Origin of the sequence: Parabacteroides sp. ASF519 (genome assembly GCF_000364265.2) — a bacterium.
In the GTDB taxonomy this organism is placed as follows: domain Bacteria; phylum Bacteroidota; class Bacteroidia; order Bacteroidales; family Tannerellaceae; genus Parabacteroides; species Parabacteroides goldsteinii.
Genome location: NZ_AQFV02000006.1, coordinates 3,124,231 through 3,142,833, shown reverse-complemented (window position 1 = coordinate 3,142,833; position 18,603 = coordinate 3,124,231). Strand labels below are relative to the sequence as shown.

Here is an 18,603-nt window from a genome sequence, read left to right as displayed (position 1 = left end):
AATGTTTCTGATTTTAGTTTAGAATCCGACATTAACAGTAAATGTGTAATTCGCTGTCAAACCGCTGAAAGAACGAACACGAAATTCGGAAGCAACTGTACCGCGAACAGATTCAGGATTTACCCCGTCGGGCATTGTATTCAACAGATAACCCAGATTTCGTCCAGATACAGATAAATTCAAATGTTGTGCACCAATTTTATTAGCAAACTTTTGAGGCATTCTGTATGATAATGTAATTTCACGTACAGCAATATAATTCAACTTTTTCAACCATGCATCGTTTACAGTACCTGTCCCCCATGCATTATTCCAATAATGCCATGCTGAAGCGTGCTGTGGATCCAACAGCCCTTTGCTATGCAAAGATTCATAAGTTTCGCCACCTTCGGCTACAGTATAAGAAGTTCCGTCAGGCAGGGGTATGGAAATACCACCTTCGATCAAACCGACTGGAATAATACCGTCATGATATGTTTGACCATCCCAGATAGAAGTATAAGTCATACCTCCATTTTCCGAATCACGCCATTTCAAAGACGTTTCTGTAAACCCATAAGCTGTACCATAACGATTTGCATAAGAGGCTACATATCCTCCGAAGCGCATATCAAATAATGCACGTAAACTCCAGTTCTTATAGGTTAACGAAGTGCTAACAGAGCCTAAGAAGTCCGGAACCAACGAACCAATGATTTCTGCTTCGCCACTGCGTTGGTAGTACATAGCGTGCATTCCTTTATTACCCCCATAATAATCAACAGCATTTAGGATAGGCAGACCAGTTGCTTTATCTATTTTGGCTTTAGAGTCACTCATCAATACTCCGTACGATTCGCCGACTTTTGCAACTGAACCTACACGATAGTTTCCGTAACTAACTTCACCAGACAATGTAATATAATTTGCTACATTCGGATGCAATTCTATTATCTTATTTTCATTTTTAGTATAGGTGAAATCCAAATCCCATTGCCAGTCTTTTGTTTTGATTGGTGTTGTGTTCAGTGCAATTTCAAGACCTCTGTTCTGGATGTTTCCTGCGTTGATATACTGACTGTTGATGCCGGAAATACCAGGAACGCTGATCGACATGATCTGATTTTTGGTGTTTTCTTTATAATAAGTGAAATCAAGACCGATTCTGTTAGACAAGAAGCGCCAGTCCAAACCTATTTCCCATGCATTTTTACGTTCGGGCTTCAAATCATTTGAGTAGGCTGTAGACGGAATACTTAATGCATAAATATTATCTCCGTTTTGTAGTTGACCCGTCATCAGTGAATAGGCAGAGTTGATAGTATAAGCCTCTGTGTCATTACCAACCTGTGCCCATGAAGCACGTATTTTAGCAAAGGATATCCATTCCGGTAACTGGTCGCGAAGTGTTTCATGTATCAACCATGATCCGGAGACAGATGGGTAAAAGTATGAATAATTTCCATGACCGTCTGAATAAACCAATGAAGAGGACCAGTCGTTACGTCCGGTTACATCCAGGAAAAGTTGGTCTTTCCAACTGGCACTAGCCTGAAATGATAGGGATAACATCCGTTTTTCCCCTTCAATCTTACCGCTATATGATGGTGTGTTGATGGAGTTGGCAATAAAATATTGGTTAGGTACAACCAGACCTCCGTTTGTATTTTCTGCCATTGTTTGTTGCATGTTGTTATAATATTCTCCACGGATAAAACCACCGAATGTGAAATCGCTTACACTTTTATTAAATGTAAATGATGCATTAAAATTGGTCTGTTCTTTTGTGTACAATCCCATTCCGTAATATCCGCTATTAGTATTGGCATATCCGTCTCCTGGCTTTTTGCTTTCATAGCGGGTATAATAATAATTGTAGTTTCCTTCAGCACGGAATTTCATCCAGTCTGTTAAATCGGCCGTTAAAACCAAGGTTGGACGAACAGAAGTTTCCTTTTGTGAGTAATCATTCTCATAAATGTTCCACCAAGTGCTTCGTCCAGGGTTGTTGCCATATTCATCTCCATAATCGGCACTAGCCAATCCACCGTGAGATCCTTTGTAGCGTTTACGGAAGTACTGTGTGTCGTAAGTACGTCCCCATGTGCCGTCTACAAATAGCTCTCCGATATTCGGTTGAGCATTCTTCGGATTTGAATTTGCAAAAGAAATAGATGCTTCAATTTCTACTTTATTGGTTAACTTGTGCGATGCTTTAGCTAGAAAAGATACGCGGTCGAAACTATTGTTTGGTAATGTTCCGTTTGCGTATTTATAAGATAAAGAGGTGTAGAATGAAGTCTTTTCAGAACTACCGCTAACGGAAATGTTTGTATTGCTATTGAATCCTAGATTATAAGCATCTTTAAAGTTATTTTCTACAGGACTGTATGCGATTGTGCTATAATCGAAATTTTCAATATCTCTTCCGTCAAAAGCAGGTCCCCAATGACGGCCTGTTCCTCCGACCAAAGTCGGGTTTCCGGCAGAGTTCAGATAGAACTGACCGAGGTTGTCATACAAATAATAATTACCTTCAGCATCGGTTTCTCCATAACCGACATTTCCTGTATAATTACCACGTCCGTATTTGTTCTGCAATCCAGGCTGTTTAAACATGTGGTCGATGCCTAAAGTCTGTGTTACGTTAACTCCGATACCCTTTTGTCCTTTACCTGATTTTGTTGTAATGACAACAGCACCATTCAAACCACGTGAACCATATAATGCAGTTGCAGCTGCACCTTTCAAAACGGAAACTGTTTCAAAGTCGTCCGGGTTCAAGTTCTTTAACTCATTACCGTAGTCATAGTTATTGGAATCCCAGTCGGCATCTCCATTCCTGATGGAATTGTCTAAAATAATACCGTCAACAACATAAATAGGTTGATTGTTTTTACCTAAAGTAGAAGCACCACGAATCTGGATTTTTGTTGAACCGAACATACCTCCATCTGACCCTGCAATTTCAACACCTGCTACTTTACCTTGCAAAGCTGAAACCGGATTAATAGAATTATTAAGTAACTCTTCTCCCTTTAATTCAGTCACGGCGTAACCTAACGCTTTAGTTTCGCGTTTCATACCTAAAGCGGTAACAACTACTTCATCTAATTTTTGTGCATCTTCAATTAGTTTAATTGGTAAAGAAGGTTGTCCCGTATATTTGATTTCCTGGGTTGCGTAACCTATAAAAGAAATCAGAATAACGTCACCACTCTTTACTCCTTCCAATGTAAAGTTACCGTCCATATCGGTAATTGACCCATTGGTTGTCCCTTTCACTACGACAGACGCTCCGGCAACAGGGCCGAAATCATCTTCTACTGTACCTGTGACCTTCCCGCTTTGCTGAGAAATGTTCACTTCCGACTTAACAGGTGCTGTGTTTGCGTATACTTTAGGAAAACATAACGCTCCAGCAACTAAAATTAAGCTAACCGGTTTAAAGTTTTTCAACATAATTGATGGTTTTTATTATACTCAGATGCTATTTTGGCGTAAAAAGCACCTTTTAATTCATTTTGGTATAAAATATAGAGACTTTGAGTAGGAACGCTTGTATGATTTGGCGTTATAAGTCGTTCATAGTACTAAAAGGACTATAGTGTTTTTGGTAAATCAACAAAAGATGGATATAAGTACTAAAAGAACTTAATCCAATATAGCTAATTATATAGAAATGTGCATGTTGGCTAATGTGTTGTTTAGTAGTCAGGTAAGAGATTTATAATATGGTCTGTCTTTTGAATGGAATTATTTGTTGTTAGATTTTTAGGTAAAATATAGCACATTTATAAATGTTAATGAGAAAATGAAGGAAAGTTTGGTTGAAGAAAAATCATAAAGCTATTTAACAAATAAGACAGAATTTGAGTATTGAATTAACTTAATTACGATTGATTATTGTTAGCCAATGTGTTAAAAACAAAATCCCACGATATTTTTTTGACGAAAAATAACACGGGGTAATAATTATTTCATATATTTGTCGCGGATATAAAATGTACAGAGTTCTTTTAGTACTAAGTTATCAACGCCAACTAAAAAAACACTTGGTGCTAAAGAATCATTGAAAATTATATCCAATGAGAATTAGAACAGACCATTGTTTCGCCAAAGCAATGGCTATTGTATGTTCAAATAAAAACCATCAATTATGTTGAAAAACTTTAAGCCTGTAGGCTTATTGCTGTTGGCCGGTACACTGGGTATTCCCGGATATGTATTTGCGGATACGGTTGCAGCAATGCCAAAAACAAGTATTTCCCAACAGACTGGGAAAGTAACGGGAGTAGTTGAAGATGAATTCGGTCCTGTAGCCGGAGCATCTGTAGTTGTAAAAGGAACCACAAATGGATCGATTACCGATATGGACGGTAACTTTACATTGGAAGGTGTGAAGAGCGGTGACATTATTCAGATTTCTTTTATAGGGTACTCAACCCAGGAAATCAAGTACACTGGTCAACCGGCTTTACAAGTAAAACTGGCGGAAGACGCTCAGAAACTGGATGAAGTCGTTGTAACAGCTTTGGGTATCAAACGCGAAAAGAAAGCGTTGGGTTATTCGGTAAGTAGTGTAAAAGGAGAAGAACTGACTGAAGCCGGTACACCGATGAATGCTATGCAAGCTCTGTATGGTAAAACTTCAGGCTTACAATTACAATCTACAGCTTCCGGTCCTTCCGGCGGTATGAACATTAAGGTTCGTAATGCCATTTCGTTGACAGAAGATTCTTCTACGCGTCCATTGATTGTAGTAGATGGTATTCCTATTCATGATGAAAATACCGGACAGTCTACCAACAGCCGTACCGGTGGTGACCATGGTACTGGTTTGAACGACATTAATCCGGAGGACATTGCTTCCATTGAAATCCTGAAAGGAGCGAAAGCGGCCGTATTGTATGGATCGGAAGGTGCTAACGGTGTCATGTTGATTACTACTAAAACCGGTGGTAAAAAAGGATTAGGTATTGATTTCGGTATCAACCATTCCTGGAATATGGCTGCGTACTTACCTGAATTGCAGAATGAATTCGGTACAGGTTCGAGTGCCGGTACTGCCGCTTTAAAAGAAATCTCTAAAGATGGTTTCTATACAATGACTGACCCGCATACCGGACAAACTGTCGAGTCTTTATGGAGAGGTTCCAGTTATAACTTCGGTCCACGTTTGGATGGCCGTCAGTTGTTATGGTGGGACGGTCAATATCATTCTTATTCTGCTCAAAAGAATAATCAAAGAGATTTATATCGCACAGGTGGTCAAACCAATGTAAATTTTGCATTGAGTAATGGCGGAGAGTTGGGGTCTTTCCGTTTGTCATACAACTATCGTGATTACAATGCTATCTCTTATGGTGCCGATAACAAAGCTCACTCATTTAGTTTTGCTGCGGATCTGAAAGCAAATGACTGGATTAAGGTGAAAATGAATACCAACTTCTCGAACACGAAAGATCACAATGCTCCGTATGCCATGCAAAGTTTTGCAACTTACGGTTTCCCTCGTGAACAGGATGTCAACTTGATCAAAGATATGTATCTGACAGACGAAGGTTACAATTATTTCAGCATGAACAATTCTGTTACGCAGATGGCTCCTTATACCAGTTATTTCTCTGGTTATTATTGGTCACAGTTGCGTAACTCGAATGACTTTGACCGTAACCACTTGATTCAATCATTGAACGTTGATGTAACATTCAATGATAAGTTCTCCTGGACTACGCTGGGTGGTATTGACTGGACAGTATCCGATCAGGAAATTAAGCAACATGTCAGCAAACCGCTGTCTTACGAAAATAAGCAAGGTTGGTATCAGATCGCAAACAAACGTAACATGATTATGTACGGTCAGTCTTCTTTCAACTACAATCAGACATTCAACGACGTTTGGGATTTGTCAGCCATGGTCGGTGGTGCTGTTAAGTATAATAAAGAGGAATATCAGGAACAATACGTAGCGGAAACATTCGCTATTGAAAACTGGTTTTCTTTGAGTAATACGCGTGAAGACTTCGGACCTCGTTCCAGCCGTTCTCGTGGAAATGACTTATTGTTGAGTGTGTTCGCTTCTGCTCAGTTAGCTTATGCCAACCAGGTGTATTTGGAAATCCAGGCTCGTAATGACTGGTCTTCCATCCTTCCTCCGGAAAATAACCATTACTTCTACCCAGGTGCCAGCTTGTCATGGATCTTCACGGAAGCATTCGATATTCCAAGTTTGAACTTTGGTAAAGTACGTGCTTCTTGGGCCGACGTAGGTCGTCCGGGTCCTCGTTATTATGGTAACGTAGACTTCTCGTTAGGCGCTTATGGTGGACAACCTACCATGTCGTTACCTGATTATTTGCCACCGGCAGACTTTGCTTCAGCCACTGGAGGATTCCCGGTTCCGAACTTGAAGCCTGAACGTAAACGTGAATATGAAATCGGCTTAGAAGGAGCATTCTTACCGGGTAACCGTATCGGTGTAGATTTCTCTTTCTTCCATAATAATACATACGACCAGATCACGAAGTTAACAGTGCCTTCTTCTTCTGGTTTAACCGAAGTTCGTATGAATGCAGGTGATATCGCCCAAAGTGGTATTGAATTTTCTGTGAATACAAAGCCGATCATGACGAAAGATTGGACATGGGAAGTCGGATTCAATCTGGCGAACTATTCAACCAAAGTAAAGAAATTGGGTAAAGGTATTAATCAGTTGGATATGTGGGGCGCTACCGGTGCTTCTGTTCGGAGTATTCCTAATGGTGAATATGGTGAAATCTATATTTATCCATATCAGCGTGACGAACAGGGTAACCGTATCGTAAACCAGGGAACCGGTGTTTGGGACTTTGATAAAACGAAAATGATAAAAGTTGGTAAGATTACGCCGGATGTTGTCGGTGGTTTGACTACAAGTCTGTCATATAAAGACTTTTCTTTGAGTGCAGTCTTCGACTTCCAGTTCGGTGCTACCATGATTTCTCAGACAAATATGTTTTTGTTAGGTAATGGTTCCGGCGTTGAATCATTGAAATATCGTGATGAAGCCCGGGGTGGTCTACCTTATTATGTGAATACGGCTGGCGAACGTATCAAGTTGGATAGCCATTCAGCTGCTGTACCTGCTGATTCTTTCTATCCATTTATTTTGCATGATGGTGTAATTACTCCTGGTGTTACAAGTGATGGAAAACAGAATGAAAAAGTGATCTCTGCTGAACAATACTACAGTCAGTTATATTGGCAGGGAGGCATGGATTTGTCTGAAGACCAGATCTATAAAAGTGATTACATAGCTTTGCGTTCTTTGTCGTTCAACTACAATTTACCAAAAAGTTTCGTCTCAAAGTTCAAGATTCAAAGCGCACGTATCAATGCCTTTGCAAACAACTTGTGCTATATTTATAAAGCAATTCCGAATGTAACACCGGAATCTACACAAGGTACTAACTCATTTACAGAGGTTAGTAGCATCCCGGGTATCCGCAGTTTTGGTTTGGGTCTTAATGTTTCATTCTAATCAGTATAACAAAGTATGAATACAATCAGAAAATATATAACCAGTTTAGCTTTAGGCGTTGCCGTAACCGGAGCAATGGTGTCATGTGACACACTGGATGAGAAATTTTATAATCCGGATAAATTGACGGAAGCTGACTTCAGTCTGCTGTTTGCTTCTGCTCAGACAAAAGGACATTTGTTCCGGTATGATTACGGTGCGACTTACCATTACATGAGAGGTTTCGGTAAGATGTTAGGATTAGGTGTCAGTCCATTGTATCTGGATAGAACTCAAAACAATACGATTGTCCGTCCATGGGATGGCTGGTCAGGTACTCCGTTTAATGAGTTTATATTCACACAGACTTGTACCAATTACAGCAAAGAACTCAGTGGCATGAAATTGTTGTATGCCGACATGACAGAAGAAGAGCAAGAACAAAACAAAGTGTATATGCTTTGTAGTGATATTATCCGTTCTTATGCATTCCAACGTGCAACAGACTTATACGATGATATGCCTTATTCAGAAGCCGGAGGTGCTTTCCAAGAACTGTTTTATCCTAAATATGATACACAAGAAGAGATTTACATGAATATCATGGAAACTCTGAAAAATGCGGCTGCTGAATTAAGTGAATATCAATTTCAAACAGATGCACAAGAGTCAAAATTCTCTTCTGTAGATATTTTGTGTAACGGTGATTTGGACAAATGGATTCGTATGGCTAATTCTTTACGTTTGCGTATGGCAATGCGTCTCTGCCATGTGAAACCGGATGCAGCTCTTTCGACTATTAAAGAGTTGATTGCCGAAAACCGCATGTTGACAGAATATTCACATGATCTTGGTTTTGAAGAACAGGATAAAACACATGCCTTCGAACTGACATTCTTCCGTGGTTTGGATGAACGTGGATATGAATCAGGTGCACCGGCAACGATCATTGAAGATATCATGAATTATGAATATCAGCCAGGTGATGAAAATGGTATCACTCGTCACGATTTTGACCCACGTTTGTATGCCATGTTCCAACCGGATATCCACGGACGCTATATTGGTTTGCCATTAACAATAGAAGAAGCTGAAGCGGAACTTCCTAACTATTATACAGAAAAGGAATTGACTGATATGTATAATTTTAATGATGTGGTTACTAATCCATGGAATCCGGAACGTATTCCTACAATGTATAACCGTCGTACTTACTTCAATTTCGATATGAAATTTCCGGTAATGGGTTCAACAGAAACAAACTTGTTATTGGCTGAAGCCGCTGTACGTTGGCCGGGCGAGTTAGGTAATATCGATGTTAAAAGCTGTATTAAGAAGGCCATTGATGCTTCTACTCGTTTCTACTATAATGTGAATAAAACAATGAGTTATAATGAATCTTCTCTGCCGAGTATTCTGTATGTTCAGGCAAAGGCTAAAGCTCCGGAATTGGACGAAGATCATCTGGCTGATTATGAAGAACTAGCTGCTAACAAGTTTGCTAGTTTGACCTCAACAAAAGATAAACTGAAATTCATTTTCGACCAGAAGTTCTGCCACATGAATATCATGAATCCGTATGAAATTTACAACGAAGCTCGTCGTTTGGTAAAAGACTTCGACGGAGAACTGCCGTTTGTCTCCACTCCTAATGTGGTATTCCAGGAACGTATGTTCTATCCGTCCAGCGAGTTGACTAACAACGGTGATAACTTTGCAAAAGTTGCTCATAAAAATACATACGACACACCAGTTTGGTGGACAGGACGTACAACTCCTGCAGAAAACCATAATGGTAATGCATTGTAATAAACATTAGCTTAATGCTACATAAACACAAAGGCTGTCGAGAAACTTTTTCGACAGCCTTTATTCACTATAAAATGTACTGCATAATTTAACAAAATGAGTAAAAATGAAATCGATTAATGTGATCCTGTATTGGGTAATAGTGATGGTGATCGGCCTATCGGCTTGTGGTGATGACGATGAAAAGACGATACCGGCTCATACAGAAGAGGAGAAAATATGGATTGCCGATAACCAGAAATATTTTCAGGAAAAAAAGGAAGATGTAGAGGATGACGGACAATTGCTGTATCAGCGATTAGTCGTGGATGAAGATACGCTTTTGTATCGTGTACTGGAAACGAGTCAAATAGATTCTTTCCCTAAGATAGATGCTGATGTAAAAGTTTCTATGTTAGGAGTAATTCCGGTTTCCCAAACGGTTATCGTAGGTAATAAAGATGGTAATCCGATAGATCAGACTTTAAAATTGGACAGTCCGAATCTGATTAAGGGCCTGGCTGCTCTTTTGCCGAAAATCCGTAAAGGAGAAAGGGTGGATGCTATAATTCCTTATCAGTTGGGATATGGGGATCGTAATTACTCCAATCCGTATATTCCATTATGCTCAACGTTGCAGTTTACTTTTACTGTAAAAAGTTTTGATTAAGCTTTTAAAAAGGAGAGGTTGTTTCACTTCAAAAATTGAAAGATCCTCTCCTTTTTATATTCAACACTAATATTTCTTCTCATTCGCCAAGTTCCACATATTCAGGAAAGAGGCTTTTGTAATATCTACGATCTTATCCCAGTTGATCTTTTCGACATGGTCGCCCGGCATATGGTAGTCCGGATGACCGTTGGTGTGATACCAGATAATGGGAATACCACGTTTGGCAAAAGAGCCGTTGTCACTCCCTCCTACCGGCTTGTCCCAGGGGTGATAAATCGGTTTCAGGTTCAGATTGTATTTCTTGATATCATTCTTCAGCCAGTCACCAAAAGCCTTGTTTGCTTCCGTATAGAAATAATCGACCTGCTCGGGAACCACTTCGTTCGAATTGCGGCCGATCATATCATAATTCAAATATCCCTTTATATCTTTCAGGAACGGACAGTTCTGCACAAAATATTCAGAGCCTAGCAATCCTTTTTCTTCACCGTCCCAGAAAGCAAAGATTACCGTACGTTGCGGTTGCTCACCGGAAGCCAGGAATGCTTTTGCAACCTGAAGGACAGCCGATACGCCCGAAGCATTATCATCTGCCCCGTTATAGATCTGATCACCGTCCAGCATCGGATCGAAACCCAGGTGATCGTAGTGTGCTCCGATGATAACATATTCATTCGGATTCTTCCCTTCTATCTTTCCCAGGATATTACGCATGGATAACTTCTGATGTACGCCTTGCTTCAGTTGGGCGATCGAATCAGGATGCACCTGAAAACGTCCCCTCTTCTGGCGTTCCTTATTATAAGCCTCGAAAGGTTGGTAATAAGACTCATTCAAGGGAGCGATGCCCATTGTCTTCAGGTTGGAGACGATATACTCGGCAGCAATCCGTCCTCCCTGGAAACCGGCTTCACGCCCTTCCAGTTCGTCACTGGCCAAGAAACCGATATAGGCTTCCGCATTTTCCTTATTGATAGTGTTCAGTCCTTTTTCTACAGGCGACTGTGCCCAAAGGGTGGTAGATAGCATGACGGATGCTACAAATAAACCTGTTCTTTTCATTGTATGATTGTGTTTTACAAATTATCGGAAATACTTAGTTTCAGCTTCCGATCACAAAGATAGAAGATAAATTGAAGAATTGTAAGGACAATAAAATAAAAAAAGGCTAATCTTCACTGATCCTCCAGTGTCGAATGCCCATCTTTTTGTCTCTCACCAGTCTTAAAAAAGACATTGGTGAAGAGAAAACATCTAATATACTAATCTTTTTATTTAATTCTTTGCGTTAGCGCCCATTTCTTCCAACAGGCGACGGATTTCAGCATTTACTCGCTGACTCATTGTACCATTTCTCATTGACTGATAACGATCAGCCTGATAACGCAACATCGCTAAAGTACGAAGATTTTCTTCATTTCTACTTGTCATCATAATCTTTACTTTTTTATGTCTCCCACGCTTGGAAGACTCGTTAATAATTAACCTAAACCTTAATCTTTTCTTTTTGTTTACAGTGCAAAGATAAGCACTTTTTCCAAAACTATGCTATAAAACATATAAATTATTTCTATCTTTACATTTATTTAATCTATAGAAATAGATTTTCAGAAGATAACCTCCCTACTCCACTTCGGTCAATTCACCTGTAACTGAATTAATTACAAAGCCTCTAACCGTAATATCGGTAGGAATCAACGGGTGGTTGCGAACTTGTTCGACTGTATCTTTTACTGAGCATTCTGTCGAGTCAAACCCACGAAGCCAGTATTTAAAATCGATTCCGCAGTAACGGATCATATCGATTCGCTCAGCGGGAATACCCCGTTTCTTCATTGCTTCGATCATCTCGTCGCTGTCCATATGCTGGGCACCACAATCAGAATGACCAATGATCATGATCTCGACCACTCCCAGTTCATAAATAGCGACCATCAGACTGCGTATCACACTGCCGAACGGATGTGAAATGATTGCACCGGCATTCTTTATGATTTTCACGTCGCCATTCTTTATGCCCAATGCGGCAGGAAGCAATTCTATCAGACGAGTATCCATACAGGATACGATGGCAATCTTTTTATCGGGATACTTATTCGTTATAAACTTTTCATATCCTTTCTTATCTACAAATCCCCGGTTGTATTCAAGTAATTCGTCTATCATGAGTCTGTCTTTCTTTTAATAATAACACTAGCTATATAAATAACAACACTGGTTTAAATAATGTTGTGGAATTTCAAGGCTTTGAATATCCCGTCCTCATCAACAGAATCGGTTACATAATCCGCATATTGTTTTACGTCGTCGTCAGCATTCCCCATAGCAACCCCGATCCCGGCATGCTGAAGCATGGCTATATCATTACCGCCATCACCGAAAGCCATACATTCTTTTAATGGTATCTTAAAGTATTCCAGCATTTTATCAATACCGATCCGCTTGCTGCTCCCGGCAGGTACCACATCGGTAAACAACGGATTCCAGCGAGTGGATTCGCAATGGGATAAGATAGACATGATCTTTTTCTCCTGTTCGGCAGTAAAAAATGAGACTAACTGGTAGACCGTCTTTCCCTTCATTTCACTCAGAGGACGGATAGGCGGCTCCGGAAAATTCAGCATATTAAAAATTTCTTCCACTGTTTCATCCTTATAATTCATAAAGATTTCTTTTTCCTGGACAAAAGCACAGGGGAAAGACTCTTCAGTTTCCAAATAGCGGATCAATGCATCGATATCCCTGTCGGGAATGCTGTGTTTATAGATCACTTTGTCTTCTCCGGCAAAACAATATCCACCGTTCAGTGTAACATATCCGTCAAATTTTAAATCTCCCAGATTGTTGATGGAACTGTAATGACGACCTGTTGCTATAAAAACTTTAATACCTTTCTTCCGTAAGATATCCAATGCGTCAATGGTAGAGCGGGGTACTTCATGTGTCTTAAAACTGACCAACGTCCCGTCTATATCGAAGAAAATTGCCTTAACCATACTTTTTCTAATAACCTAAATTTGATACAAAGATAAGAATAAATAAACACATGCGGATTTTTATATACCTTTGTAAGTAAGATCTTAATAACAATTTAATAGGTAAGCTATGGAATACAGACAATTAGGAGGATCGGGACTTTATGTACCCGTGCTTTGTTTAGGGACTGCTACTTTTGGAGGTACAAACGGTTTCGAAGGATGGGGACATACCCAAGTGGACGAAGCCAGACGCATGATAAACCTTTGTCTCGATGCGGGTGTAAACCTGTTCGACACCGCTGACGCATATTCAGACGGACTTTCTGAAACGATATTGGGAAAAGCTGTTGAAGGACTGAGAAATAAACTGTTGATATCGACCAAAGCCACATTCAACCTGAATCCGGAAGGACGCAACGCTATGGGTTCTTCCCGCTTCCACCTCATCGAGGCCTGCGAAGCCAGCCTGAAACGGCTGAATACCGATCATATTGATATTTATCATATGCATGGATTTGACGCCAATACGCCGGTAGAAGAAACGCTTCGCGCTCTGGATGATCTGATCACTGCCGGAAAAATACGGTATATCGCTTGTTCTAATTTCTCCGGATGGCATCTGATGAAGGCTTTGTCTGTCTCCGAACGCTATGGCTGGAGTCGTTATGTGGCACAGCAGGTTCATTATTCTTTGCTCAACAGGGAGTTTGAATGGGAATTAATGCCGCTCGGAATCGATCAGAAGGTAGGTTCCATCATCTGGAGTCCTCTTTCAGCAGGACGTCTGGGCGGAAGATACCGGCGCAACAATCCGATACCGGCCGACGGACGTGTGGCTCGCGGCGGAAGTCCTATCCCCGATGAAGCTACTTCCTATGAACGTTTATATAATATAATGGATGTATTGGATGAAATAGCAGAAGAGACAGGACATTCGGTAGCACAATGTGCGCTGAACTGGTTACTGCAACGCCCAACTGTTTCCAGCCTGATAATCGGGGCCAGCACAGAAGAACAATTAAAACAGAATCTGGAGGCTGTCGGCTGGAACCTGACACCGGAACAGGTAAAAAGACTGGATAATGCCAGCCAGGTCACCCCTATTTATCCATATTGGCACCAGGCACAATTCCCGTTTTTGAATGCACAGATTCAATTTTAGAAAGAATTGAGCTATCCCGTTCCCGTGCTTGACACGGGATCACAAAGGCACAGACCGTTTCCTATAATATCTTTTGATACCGCCAGTTCTCTTGCGGCCCGTGTCAAGCACGGGGACAGGATAGTTCACTTTTGACAAAAACTGAACCAATTCCCTCTATATTATTATTGTAATATTCTTACATTGTCTTATTATCCTCCTCGTCATATTCATCATCAAATTCGTCATCATCGAATTCGTCGTCGAATTCATCATCATCAAACACATCACGATCTTCCAATATCTCAAGACCGAAATCGCCGCCTGTGGATTCTTCCAGTATAGGGATATATTTACTTGCCTCAAGAGAAGTTTCGGCAACCAGGTGAGGGCGGCCACCTCTCCCATATTTATATTCAATCAAAGGAATCTCTTCCGTATCCTCTTCCAGTATATATTGCGTCAAGGCAAAACTCTTATCCGGTTTGATCCCGAACTCTTCGGCAAACGCTATAGCCCCATAAATAAAATTATGAGCTTCATTATAACTGATTTTAATACCGCAATCAGTTGCCGTTCTTTCAACAAAATCGTCATACTCATCCGGTGGCACATTAAACCTATATACAGAATGTTTCACTCCCAGACACAACGTATCTACGACGTAAACTCCGAATGTATAATTTCCACCGGCATGACGACGAACTACGATCACTTCCGCTACAGCCCCTCTTTCATCTTTCCAGTCATCGGAAACATAACACACCTCTATCGGTAAATTTCTAGCTTTCAAACGAATATACTTTTCAGGAGAGAGTAACTGAAACTGATTCTGCTTGCTTTTATTTTTCGCCATTTGCTTGTTTGTTTAGTTTCGCTAAAGGTACGATTTATTTGGCTTATACAAAAAAACGGAACCCTCTTTCGAAGATTCCGTTTTACTATTTAGATGATCAAATAATCAATTATTCTTCAACACCCCACTGCTGTTTAGCCAAACGCTTGTAGTTGTTAAGTCTCCACTTAGCGTTGTCTTCGGCAGCCTGGAACAATTGAGCGGCTTCGGCCGGGAATTGTTTTGTCAGAGATGCGAAACGTACTTCACCCTTCAGGAAGTCCTGGAATTTGCTCCAATCCGGTTCTTTGCTATCCAAAGTGAACGGATTCTTGCCTTCTTCTTCCAAAGCCGGGTTGTAACGCCACAAATGCCAGTAACCACATGCTACTGCATCAGCTTCTTCCTGCTGGCTCTTACCCATACCCTTCTTCAAACCGTGGTTGATACAAGGAGCGTAAGCAATGATCAATGAAGGACCATCATAAGCTTCAGCTTCGCGGATCGCTTTCAATGTCTGAGCCTGGTCGGCACCCATTGCGATCTGAGCAACATAAACATAACCGTAAGTTGTAGCCATCAGACCCAGGTCTTTCTTGCGGATTCTCTTACCGGAAGCAGCAAACTTAGCGATTGCACCTACCGGAGTAGCTTTAGAAGACTGGCCTCCCGTATTTGAATAAACTTCAGTATCCAATACCAGGATGTTAACGTTCTTACCTGAAGCAATTACATGGTCAAGACCACCGTAACCGATATCGTAAGAAGCACCGTCACCACCGATAATCCACTGTGAACGTTTTACCAGGAAGTGAGAAAGCTCCTTGATCTGTGCGCTAAGCGGACACCCGTGAGTGATACCTTCTTCAGCAATAGCCAATACCTGAGGAGCCAGTTCTTTTGTCTTATCGGCATCATTCTGATTTTCAACCCAAGCCTTCAGAACTTCCTTAGCTTCAGCAGGAGCATTGTCGGCAGCGATAATTTCGTTCATCGCATTTGTCAGGCGTGCACGCATCTTTTCGTTAGCCAATTCCATACCCAGACCGAATTCGCAGAAGTCTTCGAACAATGAGTTAGCCCAAGCCGGACCCTGACCCTTATCATTTGTTGTATAAGGAGTAGAAGGTACTGAACCTGAATAGATAGAAGAACAACCTGTTGCGTTAGCTACCATTTCACGGTCACCGAACAGCTGAGTTACCAACTTCACGTACGGAGTTTCACCACAACCGGAGCAAGCACCGGAGAACTCAAACAACGGAGTTGCAAACTGAGAGTTCTTCACGTTAGCCTTGATGTCAACCAAATGTTGTTTTGTTGTCACCTTTTCAGCACAGAAATCCCAGTTCGGAGCTTCATCCAATTGAGTTTCCAAAGCAGCCATCTTAAGCGCTTTACCACCCTTCTTCGGATTACCCGGACAAACATCGGCACAGTTACCACAACCCAGACAGTCAAGAACGTCTACCTGAATACGGAACTGCATTCCTTCGAATTGTTTACCTGTTGCTTTCAAAGAGTTATTGAACGGAGCAGCAGCCTGTTCAGCAGCATCCAACACGAACGGACGGATAGAAGCGTGAGGACAAACATATGCACACTTGTTACACTGGATACAGTTATCCGGTTCCCAAACAGGAACGAAAGCGGCTACACCACGTTTTTCATATTTAGCTGTTCCCTGATGCCATGTACCGTCTTCGATACCTTCGAATGCAGAAACTTTCAGCAAGTCACCATCCTGAGCATTGATAGGACGAACTACTTCGTTGATGAAAGCAGGATCGTTGTTTGCTACAACTTCATCGTCCGGCAGGTTAGCCCAGTCCGGATCAACTGTCAGTTGAGTATATTCGCCACCACGATCGACAGCAGCATAGTTCTTGTTAACTACATCTTCACCCTTCTTTCCGTAAGACTTCACGATGAATTTCTTCATCTGTTCGATAGCCAGATCAACAGGAATTACACCTGTGATGCGGAAGAATGCAGACTGAAGGATTGTATTGGTACGGTTACCCAAACCAATTTCCAAAGCAATCTGTGTTGCATTGATATAGTAAACAGTAATATTTTTCTGAGCGAAATAACGTTTTACCTTGTTCGGCAGGTGTTTAGCCAACTCTTCACCATTCCATACAGTGTTCAGCAGGAATGTACCATTTTCACGCAAACCGCGAGTAACATCGTACATACGCAGATAAGCCTGAACGTGACAAGCAACGAAGTTCGGAGTATTTACCAAATAAGTAGAACGAATCGGATGATCTCCGAAACGCAGGTGAGAACAAGTGAAACCACCGGACTTCTTAGAGTCGTAAGAGAAGTATGCCTGGCAATATTTGTCTGTATTGTCACCAATAATCTTTACAGAGTTCTTGTTAGCACCCACCGTACCGTCAGCACCTAATCCGTAGAACTTAGCTTCGAACATACCTTCACCGCCCAAAGCGATTTCTTCTTTCTGAGGAAGAGAAGTGAATGTAACATCGTCTACGATACCCAGTGTGAACTGATTCTTCGGCATCGGCAATGCCAGATTTTCGTAAACGGCAAGAATCTGTGCCGGAGTAGTATCTTTAGAACCCAGACCATAACGGCCACCCACGATAACCGGAGCGTCAGCCTGTCCGTAGAAACAGTCTTTTACATCCAGATACAAAGGTTCGCCAGTTGCACCCGGTTCTTTTGTTCTGTCAAGAACTGCGATACGTTTTGCAGTCTTAGGAACAGCTGCCAGGAAGTGCTTAGCAGAGAACGGACGATACAAATGAACAGAAACCAAACCTACTTTTTCACCCTGAGCAGTCAGGTGGTCGATAGCTTCGCGGGCAGCTTCGGTTACAGAACCCATTGCGATAATCACGCGTTCTGCATCTTCTGCTCCGTAGTAATCGAACAAACCATATTTACGGCCTGTGAGTTTGGAGATTTCGTTCATATATTCTTCTACGATAGCAGGAACTGCTTCATAGTATTTGTTTGAAGATTCTCTGTGCTGGAAGAAGTGATCCGGGTTTTCAGCCATACCGCGAGCTTCCGGTTTTTCCGGATTCAAAGCACGTGCACGGAATTCAGCCAACGCCTTCTGGTCGATCAGCGGAGCCAGGTCATCATTTTCCAGAGCTTCGATCTTCTGGATTTCGTGAGATGTACGGAAACCGTCGAAGAAGTTCACGAAAGGAACGCGAGACTTGATAGTAGCCAGGTGAGCTACACCCGCCAAGTCCATAACTTCCTGAACAGAACCTTCTGCCAACATTGCGAAACCAGTCTGACGAGCAGACATAACATCCTGATGATCGCCGAAGATACACAAGGCATGAGATGCCAGTGTACGGGCAGATACATGGAATACGCAAGGAAGCAACTCACCGGCAATCTTGTACATGTTAGGGATCATCAGCAACAATCCCTGAGAAGCCGTGTAAGTTGAAGTCAGGGCACCAGCCTGCAAAGAACCGTGAACTGCACCTGCAGCACCACCTTCTGATTGCATTTCCTGTACCATAACAGTTTCGCCGAAAATGTTCTTACGTCCGGCGGCAGCCCATTCGTCTACATATTCTGCCATTGTAGACGACGGAGTGATGGGGTAGATAGCGGCTACTTCGCTGAACATATATGAAATATGAGCAGCAGCCTGGTTACCATCACAGGTCAAAAATTTCTTCTGTTTTGTCATAGACTTTTACTATTAGTATT

Annotated in this window: 11 protein-coding genes; 4 read left to right on the top strand and 7 right to left on the bottom strand. The window is 41.5% G+C overall.

Annotated elements, in window-relative coordinates:
• Positions 1–18 precede the first annotated feature (18 nt).
• Positions 19–3,441, bottom strand: coding sequence for a SusC/RagA family TonB-linked outer membrane protein (locus C825_RS12310; RefSeq protein ID WP_010802675.1), 3,423 nt, complete (start codon positions 3,439–3,441; stop codon positions 19–21).
• Between the two features lie 697 nt (positions 3,442–4,138).
• Here C825_RS12310 and C825_RS12305 point away from each other — a divergent pair.
• From C825_RS12305 to C825_RS12295, 3 genes are all read left to right on the top strand, one after another.
• Positions 4,139–7,501 (top strand): SusC/RagA family TonB-linked outer membrane protein, encoded by a 3,363-nt coding sequence (locus tag C825_RS12305; protein ID WP_007658297.1) that lies wholly within the window; start codon positions 4,139–4,141, stop codon positions 7,499–7,501.
• Between the two features lie 15 nt (positions 7,502–7,516).
• A complete protein-coding gene (locus C825_RS12300; RefSeq protein ID WP_007658298.1) occupies positions 7,517–9,289 on the top strand; it encodes a SusD/RagB family nutrient-binding outer membrane lipoprotein in 1,773 nt (590 codons plus the stop codon).
• A 106-nt stretch (positions 9,290–9,395) separates the two neighbouring features.
• Positions 9,396–9,938 carry an FKBP-type peptidyl-prolyl cis-trans isomerase gene (locus C825_RS12295; RefSeq protein ID WP_007658299.1) on the top strand — a complete coding sequence of 181 codons (543 nt, stop codon included), beginning with the start codon at positions 9,396–9,398 and terminating at the stop codon, positions 9,936–9,938.
• A gap of 66 nt (positions 9,939–10,004) precedes the next feature.
• Here C825_RS12295 and C825_RS12290 read toward each other — a convergent pair whose 3' ends face one another.
• From C825_RS12290 to C825_RS12275, 4 genes are all read right to left on the bottom strand, one after another.
• Entirely contained in the window at positions 10,005–11,003 is a 999-nt protein-coding gene (locus tag C825_RS12290) for a M28 family metallopeptidase (protein ID WP_010802670.1), read from the bottom strand.
• A gap of 213 nt (positions 11,004–11,216) precedes the next feature.
• Positions 11,217–11,375, bottom strand: coding sequence for a hypothetical protein (locus C825_RS12285; RefSeq protein ID WP_007658304.1), 159 nt, complete (start codon positions 11,373–11,375; stop codon positions 11,217–11,219).
• Between the two features lie 189 nt (positions 11,376–11,564).
• Entirely contained in the window at positions 11,565–12,107 is a 543-nt protein-coding gene (locus C825_RS12280) for a beta-class carbonic anhydrase (RefSeq protein ID WP_007658305.1), read from the bottom strand.
• A gap of 53 nt (positions 12,108–12,160) precedes the next feature.
• On the bottom strand, positions 12,161–12,937 hold the full coding sequence (locus tag C825_RS12275) for a Cof-type HAD-IIB family hydrolase (RefSeq protein WP_007658306.1): 777 nt from the start codon (positions 12,935–12,937) through the stop codon (positions 12,161–12,163).
• A 109-nt stretch (positions 12,938–13,046) separates the two neighbouring features.
• On the opposite strand from C825_RS12275, the gene C825_RS12270 reads away from it, so the two are divergent.
• Positions 13,047–14,081, top strand: a complete 1,035-nt coding sequence (locus C825_RS12270) for an aldo/keto reductase (protein ID WP_010802669.1) — start codon at positions 13,047–13,049, stop codon at positions 14,079–14,081.
• Positions 14,082–14,259: 178 nt separating this feature from the next.
• Here the strand turns inward: C825_RS12270 and C825_RS12265 are convergent, their stop codons facing one another.
• Both C825_RS12265 and nifJ read right to left on the bottom strand, forming a co-directional pair.
• On the bottom strand, positions 14,260–14,916 hold the full coding sequence (locus C825_RS12265) for a hypothetical protein (protein WP_010802668.1): 657 nt from the start codon (positions 14,914–14,916) through the stop codon (positions 14,260–14,262).
• A 109-nt stretch (positions 14,917–15,025) separates the two neighbouring features.
• Complete coding sequence (gene nifJ, locus C825_RS12260; protein ID WP_010802667.1) at positions 15,026–18,583, bottom strand: pyruvate:ferredoxin (flavodoxin) oxidoreductase; 3,558 nt, start codon at positions 18,581–18,583, stop codon at positions 15,026–15,028.
• Positions 18,584–18,603: the final 20 nt, after the last annotated feature.